Source organism: Streptomyces sp. NPDC111606 (assembly GCF_055656945.1).
Genome location: NZ_JBVKBY010000004.1, coordinates 102,800 through 118,081, shown reverse-complemented (window position 1 = coordinate 118,081; position 15,282 = coordinate 102,800). Strand labels below are relative to the sequence as shown.

Here is a 15,282-nt window from a genome sequence, read left to right as displayed (position 1 = left end):
ACTATAACGAGTGGCCAGGCCGACCCCTGTCACCCCTGCGGCCATGACATGCGCAATCGAGCCGGCTCGCGGCATTCGGAGTTCCGGCCCCGACGGTCCCGGGCGAACCGGACCAACAGGAAACAGTGAGGCGACATGAGGGAAGCAGTCATCGTTTCGACGGCACGGACGCCGATCGGAAAGGCTTACCGCGGTGCGTTCAACGACACCCCGGCGCAGGAACTTGCCGCCCATGCCCTTTCGCACGCCGTGCAGCGCGCCGGGCTCGAGGGAGGTGAGGTCGAGGATGTGATCTTCGGCTGCGCTGTGCAGCAGGGGTCCTCGGGCTTCAACGTCGCGCGTCAGGCCGCTCTGCGCGCCGGACTTCCGGACATCGTGTCGGGGATGACGATCGACCGTCAGTGCTCGTCGGGTCTGATGGCCATTGCGACGGCCGCCAAGCAGATAATCGCGGACGGAATGCAGGTCGCCGTCGGCGGCGGTGTCGAGTCGATCTCCTTGGTCCAGAACGACCACATGAACACCCACCGGATGGCGGATCCCTGGCTCGTCGAGCACAAGCCGGACATCTATCTGCCGATGCTGCACACGGCGGAGATCGTCGCCGAGCGCTACGGCGTGAGCCGGGAACGCCAGGACGAGTTCGCGCTGGTGTCGCAGCAGCGCACCGCTGCCGCGCAGGACGCCGGCCGATTCGACCATGAGATCGTCGCGCTCGACAGCGTCAAGAAGGTCCTCGACAAGCAGTCCGGGGAGGTGCGGGACGAGGCTGTGACCCTGACCCGGGACGAGGGCAACCGCGCGTCGACGACGCTCGAGGGCCTGGCCGGGTTGGTGCCGGTGCTGCCGGACGGTCAGGTGAGCGAGCATTCCGGCGTCACGGCGGGCAACTCCTCGCAGTTGTCGGACGGGGCCTCGGCGTCGGTGCTGATGGAGTCGAAGGAGGCCGAGCGCCGCGGGCTGGAACCGCTGGGCGTCTACCGGGGTATGACCGTTGCCGGATGCGGGCCGGACGAGATGGGCATCGGGCCGGTGTTCGCCATTCCGAAGCTGCTGAAGCAGCACGACCTCACCATTGACGACATCGGCCTGTGGGAACTCAATGAGGCGTTCGCTTCCCAGGCGTTGTACTGCCGGGACGAACTGCACATCGACCCGGAGCGGTTCAACGTCGATGGCGGCGCCATCTCGGTCGGCCATCCGTACGGAATGACCGGCGCCCGACTCGTGGGGCATGCCCTCATCGAGGGCAAGCGCCGGGGCGTCCGGTACGTGGTGATCTCGATGTGCATCGGCGGCGGAATGGGCGCAGCCGGACTGTTCGAGGTTGCCTGAGGTGTCGACAGTGACGGACAAGGCGCGAACCGCGGTCCTCGTGGACTTCGGTGGGGTCATCACCTCCAGTGTGTTGCAGGCTTTCACCGACTTCGGCGCCTCGCTCGGCGGGGACCCGCGCTTGCCGCTCGACCTCCTCCGCCGGGACGAGGCATCACGCACCCTCCTCGTCGACCACGAGTGCGGCCGTATCGACGCCGAGGCGTTCGAGCGAGGATTCGCCGAACGGCTCCGTGCGCACGGCGCCGACGTGGTGGCCGAGGGGCTCACGGCCCGCATGCAGGCGGCAATGTCGATCGACCAGGACATGCTCGCGCTGCTCGGTGATCTCCGAGCCGCCGGCCGTCCCGTTGCGCTCGTGTCGAACTCCTTCGGTACCGGAACCTACGACGGGGTCGAACTCGCCGCTGTCGCCGATGTGATCGTCATCTCCGCGGAGGTCGGGATCCGCAAACCCTCCCGGCGGATCTACGCGATCGCATGTGAACGCCTCGGCATTGACCCCGAGGAGGCGGTCATGATCGACGATCTGCAGCACAACCTCGACGGAGCGGCGCGGATCGGAATCGAGGGCGTACTGCACACCAGCGCCGCCGACACCCGCCGCCAACTCGCCGAACGCTTCGGGATCACCACCTGACGATCCACCGGAAGGCACACCCATGACCAGCGTCTTCGATCCTGTGTGCCGCCACGCGGCCGCCACCCCCGACAACATCGCACTGCGCGGCGCCACGGATCAGTGGACCTACCTTCAGCTGCGTGACGCGAGTCTGCGGTACGCGGGCGCCCTGGTCGCCGCGGGCCTTGCCCCGGGGGACCGGGTGCTGCTCGCGGCGCCGTCGGTGCCCGAGTTCGTGGTGGCCTACCTCGGGATTCAGGCCGCGGGCTGTGTCGTGGTGCCGGTCAACACGATGTCCACCCGGGCTGAGGTCGAGTACGTTCTCGCCGACGCCGGATGCGCAACGGCGATCGCATGGCACGCCCTCGGCCCCGCTGTGGCGGAGGCGGCCGCGGCGCTCTCGGTGCCCGCTTGGACGCTGTCCCCGGGCGCGTCGGTCGCCGCTGCGCCTGTCGTCGTCGTCGACCGGCATCGCGACGAGACCGCGGCCATCCTGTACACCTCGGGAACCACGGGCCGGCCGAAGGGTGCCCAACTCAGCGTCGGGAACCTGCTGTCCGCCGGGGAGATCGGCGCCGAGTGCAGCCGTGCCTCGAGCGCCGACCGCACCGGCACCGGACTCCCGCTGTTCCATGTGTTCGGCCAGGCATCGGTCATGATGGCGACCCTGACCGTGGGCGGCTCGATGTCGTTGCTGGCCCGCTTCGACCCGGCGTCGATGCTGGACATGCTGCGCCGCGACCGCCTCACCATCATGGCCGGCGTGCCGACCATGTGGAACGCGCTGCTGCACGCGGCGGGTGACGCGAACCCGGCGGACTTCGCCGGGCTCCGCGTCGCCGTCTCCGGCGGCGCGTCGCTTCCCGGAGAGATCGCCCGGGCCTTCGAGGCCCGCTTCGGCTGCACGATCCTCGAAGGCTATGGGCTCACCGAGACCACTGCGTTCGGCACCTTCAACGACCTCGACCGCGGCGGCAAGACGGGGTACACCGGCAGGGCGGTGCCGCGGATGCAGGTTCAGGTGCGGGACGACGACGGCGACGAGTGCCCGCCGGGCGGCGTCGGCGAGGTGCACATCAAGGGGCCCACGGTGATGCGCGGCTACTGGAACCGCCCCGCGGACACCGCCGCGGCCCTCTCGTCCGACGGCTGGTTCCGGACGGGCGACCTCGGTGAAACCGACACGGACGGGGACCTGCGCATCGTCGACCGTCTCAAGGACCTGATCATCCGCGGCGGTTACAACGTGTACCCCGGCGAGGTCGAGGAAGTTCTCTACGAGCATCCGGACATCGTCGAGGCGGCCGTGATCGGCGTTCCCGACGAGCACTACGGCGAGGAGGTGGCCGCGCTCATCGCAGCCCGGCCCGGTTCCGAGCTCGGTGCCGCCGAGGTGTCGAACTGGGCGAGGGAGAGGCTGTCCGCGTACAAGATCCCCCGCATCGTCCGGTTCGTCGACGCGCTACCCAAGGGCCCGACCGGGAAGATTCACAAGCGGTCCATCGACCGGACCGCTCTGGCCCGTGACACACCGAGCGTCGACGTTGCCGCCGACCGCCACTGAGCGTCCCCACCTTACGGATTGTGAGCATGGTGTCGGATTCAAGTACAGTTTCCGGGATGGACACCACTGCTCCCGAGGAGATCGACGGCGACGAGGCGCCCCCCATGGCGCCCCTCTCGCACCTTCGCGAGCCGCCTGCGACGAAGCGCGGAGCCCGGACACGGGCCGCACTGGTGAAAGCTGCACGGAAGGTGTTCGAGCGGGACGGCTACCTCGACACCCGGCTGACCGACATCACCAAAGAAGCTCAGTGCGCGGCGGGATCCTTCTACACCTACTTCGCCAACAAGGAAGAAGTGCTCGCCGCCGTCCTCCTGGAGGCACAGGAGGACATGATGCACCCCGGCATGCGCCGGGTGCAGGACACCGACGATCCCTACGCGGTACTCGAGGCGAGCAATCGGGCGTACCTCGAGGCATACAAACGGAACGCGAAGCTGATGGGCCTGCTCGAGCAGGTCGCCCAAGTGGAGCCGGAGTTCCGTGAGTTCCGAAGCCGGCGTGGCGACGCGTTCATCCGCCGCAATGCCCGCGGCATCGCCGACCTGCAGGCGCGCGGTGTCGCAGACCGTGAGGTCGATCCGATGATGGCTTCCCGTGCACTGTCCGGCATGGTCAGCGTCATGGCCTACAACGCCTTCGTGCTCGGCGGACGGCAGGAAGAAGGTACGCCGTCGGACTTCGAGGAGCTCGTGTCCACGGTCACCCGGCTCTGGGCGAACGCCCTCCGCTTCCCCGACCGCCGCTGATCCGGCGGCTGGACCACCTGCCTCAGAAGCACCCGGCACCGCCGGGTGCTTCTTCTTTTCCCGCCTCCCTTGCAGGGGCCGGTCGGATGGTTCTTCCTCATGCGGCGCTCCGCATCCTGCTATTGAACTTGACGTCGGATTCAACTATACATTTCGGCAGAGCACGGCTCACGATCTCCGGGCCGTGCCCCGGCCTCGCACGCCCAGCCACCGAGAGGGTTCGCTGTGAACGTTGCACAAAGAGTCGCCGTCGTCACCGGTGGTGGCGCAGGCATTGGCGGTGCGCTGGTCGCACGGCTCGCTCGCGCGGGCGCCCGGGTGGTCGTCGCGGACCTCGACGCGGACAGCGCGCGGGCGGTGTCGGAGCGGGTCAACGCCGACCATCCGGGAAGCACCGTCAGCGCCGGCGCTGACGTGTCGGACACCGAGCAGATCCAGCAGTTGGTCGACCTGGCGGACAGCACCTTCGGCCCGGTCGACCTCTACTTCGCGAACGCGGGCATCGCCGGCGCGCCCGGCCTCGACGCGAGCGAACACGACTGGGACCACTCCATCGACGTGAACCTGCGAGCCCACATCCGTGCGGCAAGGCTGCTGGTACCTCAGTGGCTCGAGCGCGGTGAGGGCTACTTCGTCAGCACCGCCTCGGCGGCCGGACTGCTCACCCAGATCGGCTCCGCCACGTACGCCGTGACCAAGCACGCGGCCGTCGCCTTCGCCGAATGGCTGAGTGTCACCTACGGCGATCGCGGGGTCCGCGTCAGCTGCCTGTGCCCCATGGGGGTGAACACCAAGCTGCTGTCCTCCGGGGAGGACTCCGGGGACGCGCTGGGAAGAGCCGCGACGCGGGCCGTCACCTCCGCCGGTGACGTCCTGGAGCCGGCCGAAGTGGCCGACGCCGTCCTGGCCGCCATCGAGGACGAGCGCTTCCTGGTCCTGCCGCACGAAGAGGTACTTGAGATGTACCGGCACAAGGGCTCGGACTACGACCGGTGGCTGCGTGGAATGCGTCGGTACCAGAGCGCCCTGCTGGCGCAAGGATGACCGGCGCGCCGGGCGAGCTCGTCCTCGCCGAACACCGAGGGCCGGTGCTGGTGCTCACCTTCAACCGGCCCGCCAAGCTGAACGCCTGGACCGACGAACTCGAGGACCGCTATTTCGCGCTGCTCGACGCCGCCGAGGACGACCCGGACGTACGTGCCGTCGTGGTCACCGGCGCGGGACGCGGATTCTGCGCCGGAGCCGACCTGCAACTGCTGCAGGCGGCCGGCGAGGTCGCCGAGGCGGACAGGGCACGGCGCCGTCCGCGGGACATTCCGCGGACCCTGCGCAAACCGCTGATCGGAGCGATCAACGGGGTGGCCGCCGGCCTGGGCATGGTGGAGGCGCTCTACTGCGACATCCGCTTCGGCTCGCCCTCGGCCCGGTTCACCACGGCGTTCGCGCAACGCGGGCTGATCGCCGAGTACGGGATCTCCTGGCTGTTGCCCCGGCTGGTGGGGCACAGCAGGGCAGCGGACCTGTTGCTGTCGAGCCGCATGGTGGATGCCGAGGAGGCATTCCGTGTCGGACTCCTCGACCACCTGGTCCCCACCGCTGACGTGGTGGATGCCGCTGTCGCGTACGCCGCCGATCTCGCGAGGCGCTGCTCCCCGGCATCCATGGCCGTCATCAAGAGCCAACTGAGCGACGACGCCGACGGCACCTACGCCGATTCCGTGAGCCGGGCGGAAGGCCTCATGCTCCAGGCCTTCCGCGGGTCCGACGTCGTCGAAGGCGTGGCCAGCCATCTGGACAAGCGCCCGCCCAACTTTCCCTCCCTACCCGTCAGGAGTTCGGATGTCCCTGTTTGAGATGTCGGACCGCGCCAAGAAGTACCGGGCGGATCTGCTCGCGTTCATGGATGCACGCGTCTACCCCGCCGAGGCGGTGTACCACGAGCAGATGCACGCGTCGGGTGACCCGCACTTCCACCCGCCGATCCTCGAGGAGCTCAAGGCCGAGGCGCGCAGGCGCGGACTGTGGAATCTGTTCCACCCGCACCCGGACTGGGGCCCCGGTCTGACCAACCTCGAGTACGCGCCGCTGGCGGAGATCATGGGCCGCAGCCACATCGCCTCCGAGGCGTGCAACTGCAACGCGCCCGACACCGGCAACATGGAGGTGCTCACGCTGTTCGGCAGCGACGAGCACAAGGAGAAGTACCTCAAGCCCCTGCTCGACGGAACGATGGCGTCGGCCTTCGCGATGACCGAGCCGCGTGTCGCCAGCTCCGACGCCACCAACATCGAGCTGCGGATGGAGCGCGACGGTGACGAGTACGTGCTCAACGGCCGCAAGTGGTTCGCCTCGAACGCGATGCACAAGAACTGCAAGGTGCTCATCGTGATGGGCAAGACCGACCCCACGGCGGCCCCGCATCGCCAGCAGTCGATGATGGTCGTCCCGATCGATGCCCCCGGGGTCACTGTGGTCCGCAACCTCCCGGTGTTCGGGTACGCGGATCGCGAGGGCCATGCGGAGATCATCTTCGAGAATGTCCGAGTGCCGGGCAAGGACGTCCTCAAGGGCGAGGGTGAGGGTTTCGCGATCAGCCAGGCCCGGCTCGGGCCCGGCCGCATACACCACTGCATGCGTGCCATCGGCGCGGCCGAGCGGGCGCTGGAACTGATGTGCCGGCGCGCACAGTCACGGGTGACCTTCGGCAGCCCGGTTGCCGAACGGTCCAACATCCAGGACTGGATCGCGGAAGCGCGTATCGACATCGAGATGATCCGCCTGCTCACGTTCAAGGCAGCGCATCTCATGGACACGGTCGGGAACAAGGAGGCGCGCACCGAGATCGCGGCCATCAAGGTGGCCGCCCCCAATATCGCGTTGAAGATCGTCGACCGCGCGATTCAGGTGCACGGGGGAGCGGGAGTGACCGACGACTTCCCCTTGGCGATGATGTACGCGAGTCTGCGGACGTTGCGGCTGGCGGACGGTCCCGACGAGGTTCACAAGCGGGCCATCGCCAAGCAGGAGCTGCGGCAGTACCGCGACGCCGCGACGACGGCGGCGAACTGAGATGGCAGGACTCGACCTCACCGGTCGTACCGCCGTCGTCACCGGGGCCTCGCGCGGTATCGGGCTGGCGATCGCCCAGGCCATCGCCACGGCCGGCGCGAACGTCGTCCTCACCTCCCGGTCCCAGGAGGCGGCGGACGCCGCCGCTGCCCAGGTCAAGGGCTCAGCGGTCGGCGTCGGAGCGCATGCGGTCGACGAAGAGGCGGCCCAGCGCTGTGTGGATCTGACGCTCGAGCGCTTCGGCAGCCTGGACATCCTCGTCAACAACGCGGGAACCAACCCGGCCTTCGGACCGGTCATCGACCAGGACTACGGTCGGTTCGCGAAGACCTTCGACGTGAACCTGTGGGCGCCCGTCTTGTGGACGGGACTGGCCACGCGGGCCTGGATGGGCGAGCACGGCGGGGCGGTCGTCAACACCGCGTCGGTGGGCGGCATGGCCTCCGAGGCGAACATCGGGTTGTACAACGCGTCGAAGGCCGCACTGATCCATCTCACCAGGCAACTGGCCCTGGAGCTCTCGCCGAAGGTCCGCGTCAACGCGGTGGCACCGGGTGTGGTGCGCACGAAGCTGGCCGAGGCCCTGTGGAAGGAGCACGAGCAGGAGGTGTCCGCCTCGGTGGCGCTGGGCCGCATAGGGGAGCCTGCCGACATCGCCTCCGCGGTCGCCTTCCTCGTCTCGGACGCCGCGAGTTGGATCACCGGCGAGACCATGGTGATCGACGGGGGTCAACTCCTCGGTGACGCACGGTCGTTCAGGCAAGGCACCGGCATCGGTGTCTAGCGCGGACAGCGGCGGACTCGACGCCGGGGCGGTGAGCTGAGGCTCACCGCCCCGGCGTCGAGTGGCCGATGTTGCCCTGGCTCAGCAGCCGGTGCCCGCTGTCCAGGAGTCGGTGGTCGTCGGGCTGCGGCCGGGTTCCTGTCGCCCCGGCACGCGCCGGGCGTTTCAGCCGGGCGGTGCCGTCAGATGGATCAGGATGCCGCACACCTCGTCCACGATCTCCAGGGCCTCCGTCTCGTCCCCGCACTCGGCCAGCTCGCGTGCCGCACCGCCGATCACGGTGGTGAGCACTCTCACCCGCACCCGGCCGGCGCGCCGCTTCTCGTCGACCTCCAGGAGCCGGGCGTTGCGTCGTACCCACGCGCGGTCCCACTGGCGGCGCAGGGCGTCGAAGCCCGCGGGGCCGTCGTCCCCGGCGATGAGTCTGCCGAGCCGCCGGTTGTCCCAGGCACCCTCCAGGTACGCCCTGGCTCCCGCCACGAAGAGGGCGAGGGGGTCGTCCACGCCACGGCCCCGCTCGGCGGTCAGCGTGGCCGCGGTCCGGCGCTCCTGTTCCTCCCGGAACTCCTCCCAAAGGGCCAGGTAAAGCCCCCGCTTTCCGCCGTAGTGCTGGAAGAGGCTGCCCACCGGGATGCCGGAGCGCGCCGCGATCTCGGCGAGACCGGCGTCGGCGAAACCGCGTTCGGTGAACACCTCCAGCGCGGCGTCAAGAAGCGCACCGCGGACCGTTCGGTGCTGCCCGGTGGCTGCCTCCGGCCGGTCCATTCCCTCCTGCCCGTCCGCCGGCTGACGTAGCGCCTCGGTCCCGGCAGCCTCCACGATGCCGCTCACCTGCATTCCCCACCTTCCCCGGCGCCGTCGCGGATGGCGAGGGCGACCAGCAGTTCCAGGAGGTCGGCGATCCGGCGCGGATTGCGCCCGGTGCGTTCCTCGATCCGGCGCAACCGGTAGTGCGCCGTGTTGTGGTGCACCCGCAGCCGGTCGGCGGCCAGCCGCAGGTTGAGGTCGGCCTCCGCGAAGGCCCGTATGGTGGCCGCCAGCGTGTCGCCACGTCTGCGGTCCTCCTCCAGCAGCGCACGCACGCGGGGATCGACCAGTTGCCGGGCGAGGTCGTCGGCGCGCAGCGCCAGGTAGTCGAACGGGGACAGCCGCGGCAGTGCCGCCACCCCGCCCCCGCTCGGCACGAGGTCGAGAGCGGCCCGTGCCTCCTCGTAGGCGCGCGGCAGTTCGCCGGCGCCCTGGGCGACCGTGCTGATGCCCATGGACAGCATGGTTCCCTCTCGCGCGAGCCGTTGCTGCACCGCCTCGAAGTGGGCGCAGATGTCCTCCGCGTCCATGCCGGTGCGGACCACGGGCACGGCCACCACCTCGCCGTGGCGTACGACGACCAGGGTCCGGCCGGCCCAAGGACCGGCCACGCCGATGGACGCGCTGGTCGCGTAGCCCTGCTCGGCCGAGGTGAGGTCGCCGGTGCGGGTGTCGCCGACGCACACCGCCACGACCGCCATCATCGGCGAGTGCGGTCCGATGCCGTACGCCTGCGCCGCGGCGAGCAGCGGACCGCGCGTCGGTGCCGCGCCGGCCAGGAGCTGGTCCAGGAGATCCCGGCGCTCCCGGTCCGCGTCGGCGACCACATGCTGCTGGTACTCGACATAGGCCTGCGCGGCATGAGTGCTGGCGTAGTCGACGTACCGCATCAGCGGTGTGACGAGGGACAGCGCGGCCTGCTGCGCCTCGGCGGAGGTGCCCGCGCAGTCCAGCAGTTCGTCCCACAACACCTGCCGGCCGACCCGGAAGGCACTGATCCAGTCCTCGAGGGCGAACCCCGCGCGTGCTCTGCGCATGGCTGCCGCGCGGCTGAAGACCAGGTCTTCGGGGGCGATGTCCTGGTCGCCGGCCAGCGCCGCCAGCTGCATCCGGTAGTGCGTGAGGACCTGGTCCCGAACGTCGTCGAAGAACCGCTCGTCCTGCAGCGCGTACGACGGGATCTCCGTGCGCATCACCGCGACCGCGGTCCTCGTCACGTCCTCGAGCCGGTCGTGGACGGTGTGCAGGATCCGGTGCCGCTCCCGGCTGAGGGGTTCGGAGAGTGCGGGGGCGCCCAGGGCGGGTCCGCGAGGCATGGCGCCGATCGTCGCTGGCCTCCTCGTGTTCCGTCAACAGGCTCGGCGGGCGAGTTTCCGGGGGCATTGGGCGTGGCGCACAAGTCGATGGCCGCGAAGTTGGGTGCTCGCACCCAATGTGCGCTCGGAAGGTGCTCACTTACTGTGACGCTCGCCCACCCCCCAGCACCTCGGAAGGGGCGTCACTCATGCTCGCGGTCGACGGTATCAGCGTGCGCTTCGGCGGGATCACGGCACTCGACGGTGTCGCGTTCACCGTCGAGCCGGGCACCGCCGTGGGGCTCATCGGACCGAACGGAGCCGGCAAGACCACCTTGTTCAACTGCCTCACCAGGCGCTGCACCCCCGATGCGGGAACGGTCCGATTCGAGGACGAGGACCTGCTCGCCCTCCCACCGCACTCCGTGGCCGGGCGCGGCATTGCCCGCACCTTCCAGAACCTGGGTCTGTTCCCACGGCTCACGGTCCGGGAGAACGTCATGGTCGGCGCCCACAGCCGGGGGCGTACGGGACACCTCGCCGCGGCGTTCCGGCTGCCCCGCGTCCGGCGGGAGGAGAGGGAACTACGTGACCAGGCAGACGACTTGCTACGGCGTCTCGGTCTGGCCGATGTCGCCGACCACCCCGCCTCCGGGCTGCCGTTCGGCACACTCAAACGCGTCGAACTCGCCCGGGCGCTCGCGGTACGGCCCCGGCTGCTGTTGCTCGACGAACCCGTCAACGGGCTCAGCCACGGCGAAGTCGACCAATTCGCGGATCTGGTCCGGTCGGTGCGCGAGGACTTCGACCTGACGCTCGTGGTCGTCGAACACCACATGGGGTTCGTGATGGGCCTGTGCGACAAGGTCGTGTGTCTCGACTTCGGGCGCAAGATCGCCGAGGGCTCGCCGGAGGAGATCCAGCGTGACCCTGCGGTCATCGAGGCGTACCTGGGGGTGGCGGCATGACGGAATCCACCGCCGACAGCACCGAGGCCGGACAGGCGAACGGGGAGCCGGACTTCCTGAAGGTCGCCGGACTGCATGCCGGATACGGCCAGGCCCGCGTGCTCCAGGGGCTCGACTTCTCCGTCGCACGTGGCGAGGTGTGCGCCGTCCTCGGGCCCAACGGCGCGGGCAAGACAACCACTCTGCGGGCCCTGTGCGGCATGGTCCGCGGACGCGGCTCCGTGACGTTGAACGGTACGGAGCTGCTGGGCCGCTCGCCCGAGCAGACCGCACGTCTCGGCGTGGCCCATGTACCCGAGGGCCGGGGCACCTTCAACGACCTGACCGTGGAGGAGAACCTGCGCATCGGCGCCCACGTCCGCGTCGGCCGATGGAAGCGGGGCCGCGCCGAGCGCGCAGGCGTGGCGGCCGACATGGAGCGCATCTACGGCTACTTCCCCAAGCTGCGCCAGCGGTCCCGCCAAACCGCCGGGAGCCTCAGCGGCGGCGAACAGCAGATGCTCGCCATCGGCAGGGCGCTGATGCTGCGGCCCTCGCTGCTGCTCCTGGACGAGCCGTCGCTGGGGCTCGCACCGCTGGTCACTCGCGAGCTGTTCGAGATCGTCCGTGCCGTCAACGAGGAGGAACGCACCACTGTGGTCGTCGTCGAACAGAACGCCCAACTCGCGCTGGATGTGGCGCACCGGGCGCACGTACTGGAGGCCGGCCGCCTGGTGCTGTCCGGACCGTCCAGGGAGATCCGCGAGGACGGGCAGGTCGCCGAGGTGTACCTCGGGGTCTCCGTCCGCTCCGGACAGGGCGGGTGAGCGCCGTGACCGAACTGCTTCAGCAAGTGGTGGAAGGGGTCGGCTCCGGTGCCGTCTACGCCAGCCTGGCGCTGGCCCTGGTGCTGATCCACCGGTTCACCGGAATCGTCAACTTCGCGCAGGGTGAGCTCGCCATGATCTCCACGTACGTGGCGTGGCAACTCGTGGCGTCGGGGATGTCGTTCTGGCTGGCGCTGCCGGTGACCCTGGCGGTGTCCTTCGCCGGCGGCATGCTGGTCGAACGGATCGTCATCCGCCCGGTGCAGAACGCGCCCGAGCTGACGATGGTCATCGTCACGGTCGGCCTGTTCATCTTCGTCAACGCGATGGCCGGTCTGATCTGGTCGTTCACCGTGAAGGACTTCCCGCAGCCGTTCCCCGACGGCGGGATCGACCTGGCCGGGGTGCGCGTGGACTGGTCGAGCCTCGGCATCATCGGGGTGGTGGCCGTCGTGATGGGCCTGCTGTACCTGCTGTTCCAGCACACCTCCGCCGGCCTGGTGATGCGGGCGGTCGCCTGCAACCCCGCCTCCGCCCGCCTGTCGGGCATCAGAGTGGGCCGGGTGCTGATGCTCGGCTGGGGGCTGGCCGCGACAGTCGGCGCGGTGTCCGGCGTGCTCGTCGCCCCGCTGCTGTTCCTCGAGCCCAACATGATGGGCGGGGTACTGATCTACGCGTTCGCCGCGGCCACCCTCGGGGGCTTCGACAGCCCGGTCGGAGCGGTCGTCGGCGGCCTGGTCGTGGGCGTGGCCGAGACCCTGGCCGGGGCGTACGTGGACGTGATCGGTGCCGATCTGAAGGTGGGCGTACCCCTGCTGATCATCCTGGGCGTGCTGCTGGTGCGACCCCAGGGCCTCTTCGGGCGGGCGGCGGTGGAGCGCGCATGAGCACGATCGCCGCACCACTCGGCACCGACCGCGCCCGGCGCCTGCGGGCCGCGCTCACCGTGCTGCTTGCCGTGGGCGTCGCCGTCGGCGCACCGTTCTACTTCGCCCCCTTCCAGGTCTTCCAGCTGACCATGGTGCTGCTGTACGCCGTGGCGCTGGCCGGCCTGAACCTGCTCGTCGGATTCGGCGGGCAGATCTCCCTCGGACACGGCGCGTTCTTCGCGGCAGGGGCCTACACGGCAGCGGTCATGCTCGACCGCTACGACACCGGCCACTTGGCCACGCTGCCGGTCGCGGCCGTCGGATGCTTCCTCCTCGGCCTCGGCTTCGGCGTGCCCGCCCTGCGGCTGCGCGGGCTGTACCTGGCCCTGGTCACGCTCGCCTTCGCGGTGTTCCTGCCACCGCTGCTCAAGCGGCTCGAACCGGTGACGGGCGGCTCCATGGGCCTGACCGTGGACAAGCTGCAACCACCCGCGTGGAGCGGGCTGGCCGAGGACCAGTGGACGTACTTCGTCGTCCTCGCCGTCACCGCGGTGGCTCTGCTGCTCGCCCGCAACCTGCTGCGGTCCCGGGTCGGTCGGGCACTGCTCGCGGTGCGGGACAACGAGAGCGCCGCGGAGGTCATGGGCGTACGGCTGTCGCTGCACAAGACCCTTGCCTTCGCGTGGAGCGCGATGTTCGCGGGTGTCTCCGGATGCGTCTACACCTGGGTGATCGGCTTCGTCTCGCCCGACTCGTTCAGCTTCGTGCTCTCCATCACGCTGCTGGCCGGCCTGGTGGTCGGAGGGCTCGCCTCACTGTACGGACCGCTGCTGGGCGCGGCCTTCGTGATGTACGTGCCGAGCGTGGCCCAGGACATCAGCGAGGCGGCGCCCGGCGTGGTGTTCGGCCTGCTGATCATCGCGGTGATGTTCGTGGCGCCTACGGGACTCGCCGGTCTGGCGGGCCGTGTCCGGGGCGCCGCCGGTCGCCTCACCCGCACCACCACCCCTGTCCCCGGCGACCGCGAACCCGACGCCGAACCCTCCGCGCCTGCCACCCCGGCGGAGCCCGCACCTGTCGATGCCCAACCCGTGGGCGCACCGCCCCGCATGGAAAAGGAATGAATCACATGCGCATGACGACCACTCTGCGCGCGGCCGCGGCCGCGTCCGCCGCCCTGCTCCTCGCCACCGCCTGCAACAGCCAGCGCGGGCAGGACGACAAGGACGCCGCCGCCGACGGCGCCTGCCAGGGCCAGCAGACCACCGGCATCACCGACAAGACCATCAAGCTGGGCGGCATCTACCCCCTGTCGGGACCGGCCTCCGCCTACGGCACGATCAGCAAGGGCGTGAGCGCCTACTTCAAGCACGTCAACGACAAGGGCGGCATAGACGGCCGCACCGTGGAGTTCACCGTCCGCGACGACGGCTACCAGCCGCCCAAGGCGGTCGAGGAAGCCCGCAGACTCGTCGAGCAGGAGAAGGTCTTCGCCGTCTTCCAGACCCTGGGCACCCCGTCCACGGCCGCCGTGTGGGACTACCTCAACAAGCGGAACGTGCCGCAGCCCTTCGTCGCCACCGGCGCCTCCGTCTGGGGTACGGACGGCGACCACCCGTGGACCACCGGCTGGCAGCCCAACTACATCGCCGAAGCACGGGTGTACGCCAAATACCTCAAGGAGGAGAAGCCGAAGGCGAAGGTCGCCGTCCTCTATCAGAACGACGACTTCGGCAAGGACCTGCTCGGCGGGTTCGAGGCGGCCCTCGCAGGCAGCGGCATCAAGGTGGTCGCCGAGGAGAGCTACGAGGTCACCGACCCCTCCGTCTCCGCGCAGATGACAAGCCTCGCGCGGTCCAAGGCGGATGTGCTGCTCAACGTCACCACGCCGAAGTTCGGCAGCCAGGCCCTCGCCGCCGATGCCAAGAACACCAAGTGGAACCCGCTGCACATCGTGAACAACGTGTCCTCGTCAGCCACCGTGCTCAAGCCCGTCGGGTTCAAGAACGTCCAGGGAGTGGTCTCGGCGACCTACTTCAAGGACCCCGCCGACCCGCAGTGGGCCGACGACGCGGAGATGAAGACGTACCAGGAGGCGCTGCGCAAGTACGCACCCGACTCCGACCCGGCCAACCAGTTCAACGCCTACGGCTGGGCCGCCGCCTCCAGCTTGCACAAGGCTCTGGACGCGATGAAGTGTCCGACCAGGGAGGGGATGCGGGACGCGGTGCGCAACCTCAAGGACGTCAAGGTGGACATGCTGCTGCCTGGTGTCACCCTCACCACCGGGCCCGATGACGCCTTCCCGATCGAGACGATGCAGCTGATGCGGTTCAAGGGCGAGCGGTGGCAGCTGTTCGGCGAGCCGGTGGACACCCGCAAGGAGTTCGGCCCGCTGGCGAAGTGAGCCGGCG

15 protein-coding genes are annotated in these 15,282 nt (G+C 69.5%); 13 read left to right on the top strand and 2 right to left on the bottom strand.

Annotated features, from left to right (window positions below; all coding sequences use genetic code 11):
• The first annotated feature begins 135 nt into the window (after positions 1–135).
• The 8 genes from ACZ7M7_RS15910 to ACZ7M7_RS15875 all read left to right on the top strand — a co-directional run bounded on the left by ACZ7M7_RS15910 (position 136) and on the right by ACZ7M7_RS15875 (position 8,123).
• Positions 136–1,335, top strand: a complete 1,200-nt coding sequence (locus ACZ7M7_RS15910; protein WP_383627799.1) for an acetyl-CoA C-acyltransferase — start codon at positions 136–138, stop codon at positions 1,333–1,335.
• A gap of 1 nt (position 1,336) precedes the next feature.
• Positions 1,337–1,975, top strand: coding sequence for an HAD family hydrolase (locus ACZ7M7_RS15905; RefSeq protein ID WP_472116883.1), 639 nt, complete (start codon positions 1,337–1,339; stop codon positions 1,973–1,975).
• A gap of 22 nt (positions 1,976–1,997) precedes the next feature.
• Entirely contained in the window at positions 1,998–3,521 is a 1,524-nt protein-coding gene (locus ACZ7M7_RS15900; protein ID WP_472116880.1) for a class I adenylate-forming enzyme family protein, read from the top strand.
• A 56-nt stretch (positions 3,522–3,577) separates the two neighbouring features.
• On the top strand, positions 3,578–4,270 hold the full coding sequence (locus tag ACZ7M7_RS15895; RefSeq protein WP_472116877.1) for a TetR/AcrR family transcriptional regulator: 693 nt from the start codon (positions 3,578–3,580) through the stop codon (positions 4,268–4,270).
• 225 nt (positions 4,271–4,495) lie between these two features.
• Positions 4,496–5,314 (top strand): SDR family oxidoreductase, encoded by an 819-nt coding sequence (locus ACZ7M7_RS15890; protein WP_472116874.1) that lies wholly within the window; start codon positions 4,496–4,498, stop codon positions 5,312–5,314.
• Positions 5,311–6,123 carry an enoyl-CoA hydratase-related protein gene (locus ACZ7M7_RS15885; RefSeq protein WP_472116871.1) on the top strand — a complete coding sequence of 271 codons (813 nt, stop codon included), beginning with the start codon at positions 5,311–5,313 and terminating at the stop codon, positions 6,121–6,123. The genes ACZ7M7_RS15890 and ACZ7M7_RS15885 overlap by 4 nt, the downstream gene beginning before the upstream one ends.
• Positions 6,110–7,339, top strand: a complete 1,230-nt coding sequence (locus ACZ7M7_RS15880) for an acyl-CoA dehydrogenase family protein (protein WP_472116868.1) — start codon at positions 6,110–6,112, stop codon at positions 7,337–7,339. The genes ACZ7M7_RS15885 and ACZ7M7_RS15880 overlap by 14 nt, the downstream gene beginning before the upstream one ends.
• Position 7,340: 1 nt before the next feature.
• Positions 7,341–8,123 (top strand): SDR family oxidoreductase, encoded by a 783-nt coding sequence (locus ACZ7M7_RS15875; RefSeq protein WP_472116865.1) that lies wholly within the window; start codon positions 7,341–7,343, stop codon positions 8,121–8,123.
• 165 nt (positions 8,124–8,288) lie between these two features.
• On the opposite strand, the gene ACZ7M7_RS15870 is transcribed toward ACZ7M7_RS15875, so the two are convergent.
• Positions 8,289–8,954, bottom strand: coding sequence for a TetR/AcrR family transcriptional regulator (locus ACZ7M7_RS15870; RefSeq protein WP_451173996.1), 666 nt, complete (start codon positions 8,952–8,954; stop codon positions 8,289–8,291).
• On the bottom strand, positions 8,951–10,246 hold the full coding sequence (locus tag ACZ7M7_RS15865; protein WP_451173999.1) for a PucR family transcriptional regulator: 1,296 nt from the start codon (positions 10,244–10,246) through the stop codon (positions 8,951–8,953). Before ACZ7M7_RS15865 ends, ACZ7M7_RS15870 begins: the two co-directional genes overlap by 4 nt.
• 188 nt (positions 10,247–10,434) lie before the next feature.
• Here ACZ7M7_RS15865 and ACZ7M7_RS15860 point away from each other — a divergent pair, with 188 nt between their 5' ends.
• From ACZ7M7_RS15860 to ACZ7M7_RS15840, 5 genes are read left to right on the top strand one after another with little or no spacing between them, the layout of a single operon-like run.
• Positions 10,435–11,193, top strand: a complete 759-nt coding sequence (locus ACZ7M7_RS15860) for an ABC transporter ATP-binding protein (RefSeq protein ID WP_451174001.1) — start codon at positions 10,435–10,437, stop codon at positions 11,191–11,193.
• Positions 11,190–11,999 (top strand): ABC transporter ATP-binding protein, encoded by an 810-nt coding sequence (locus ACZ7M7_RS15855; protein WP_451174004.1) that lies wholly within the window; start codon positions 11,190–11,192, stop codon positions 11,997–11,999. Before ACZ7M7_RS15860 ends, ACZ7M7_RS15855 begins: the two co-directional genes overlap by 4 nt.
• Positions 12,000–12,004: 5 nt before the next feature.
• A complete protein-coding gene (locus tag ACZ7M7_RS15850) occupies positions 12,005–12,886 on the top strand; it encodes a branched-chain amino acid ABC transporter permease (protein WP_383612070.1) in 882 nt (293 codons plus the stop codon).
• Complete coding sequence (locus tag ACZ7M7_RS15845; protein ID WP_383612073.1) at positions 12,883–13,992, top strand: branched-chain amino acid ABC transporter permease; 1,110 nt, start codon at positions 12,883–12,885, stop codon at positions 13,990–13,992. The genes ACZ7M7_RS15850 and ACZ7M7_RS15845 overlap by 4 nt, the downstream gene beginning before the upstream one ends.
• 11 nt (positions 13,993–14,003) lie before the next feature.
• Positions 14,004–15,275 carry an ABC transporter substrate-binding protein gene (locus ACZ7M7_RS15840; protein ID WP_472116861.1) on the top strand — a complete coding sequence of 424 codons (1,272 nt, stop codon included), beginning with the start codon at positions 14,004–14,006 and terminating at the stop codon, positions 15,273–15,275.
• Positions 15,276–15,282 lie beyond the last annotated feature (7 nt).

Coding starts and splice junctions, on each gene's coding strand:
- ACZ7M7_RS15875 (WP_472116865.1), top strand. CDS start 7,341: ATGGCAGGACTCGACCTCACCGGTCGTACCGCCGTCGTCACCGGGGCC.
- ACZ7M7_RS15910 (WP_383627799.1), top strand. CDS start 136: ATGAGGGAAGCAGTCATCGTTTCGACGGCACGGACGCCGATCGGAAAG.
- ACZ7M7_RS15885 (WP_472116871.1), top strand. CDS start 5,311: ATGACCGGCGCGCCGGGCGAGCTCGTCCTCGCCGAACACCGAGGGCCG.
- ACZ7M7_RS15880 (WP_472116868.1), top strand. CDS start 6,110: ATGTCCCTGTTTGAGATGTCGGACCGCGCCAAGAAGTACCGGGCGGAT.
- ACZ7M7_RS15860 (WP_451174001.1), top strand. CDS start 10,435: ATGCTCGCGGTCGACGGTATCAGCGTGCGCTTCGGCGGGATCACGGCA.
- ACZ7M7_RS15900 (WP_472116880.1), top strand. CDS start 1,998: ATGACCAGCGTCTTCGATCCTGTGTGCCGCCACGCGGCCGCCACCCCC.
- ACZ7M7_RS15865 (WP_451173999.1), bottom strand. CDS start 10,246: ATGCCTCGCGGACCCGCCCTGGGCGCCCCCGCACTCTCCGAACCCCTC.
- ACZ7M7_RS15855 (WP_451174004.1), top strand. CDS start 11,190: ATGACGGAATCCACCGCCGACAGCACCGAGGCCGGACAGGCGAACGGG.
- ACZ7M7_RS15840 (WP_472116861.1), top strand. CDS start 14,004: ATGACGACCACTCTGCGCGCGGCCGCGGCCGCGTCCGCCGCCCTGCTC.
- ACZ7M7_RS15895 (WP_472116877.1), top strand. CDS start 3,578: ATGGACACCACTGCTCCCGAGGAGATCGACGGCGACGAGGCGCCCCCC.
- ACZ7M7_RS15845 (WP_383612073.1), top strand. CDS start 12,883: ATGAGCACGATCGCCGCACCACTCGGCACCGACCGCGCCCGGCGCCTG.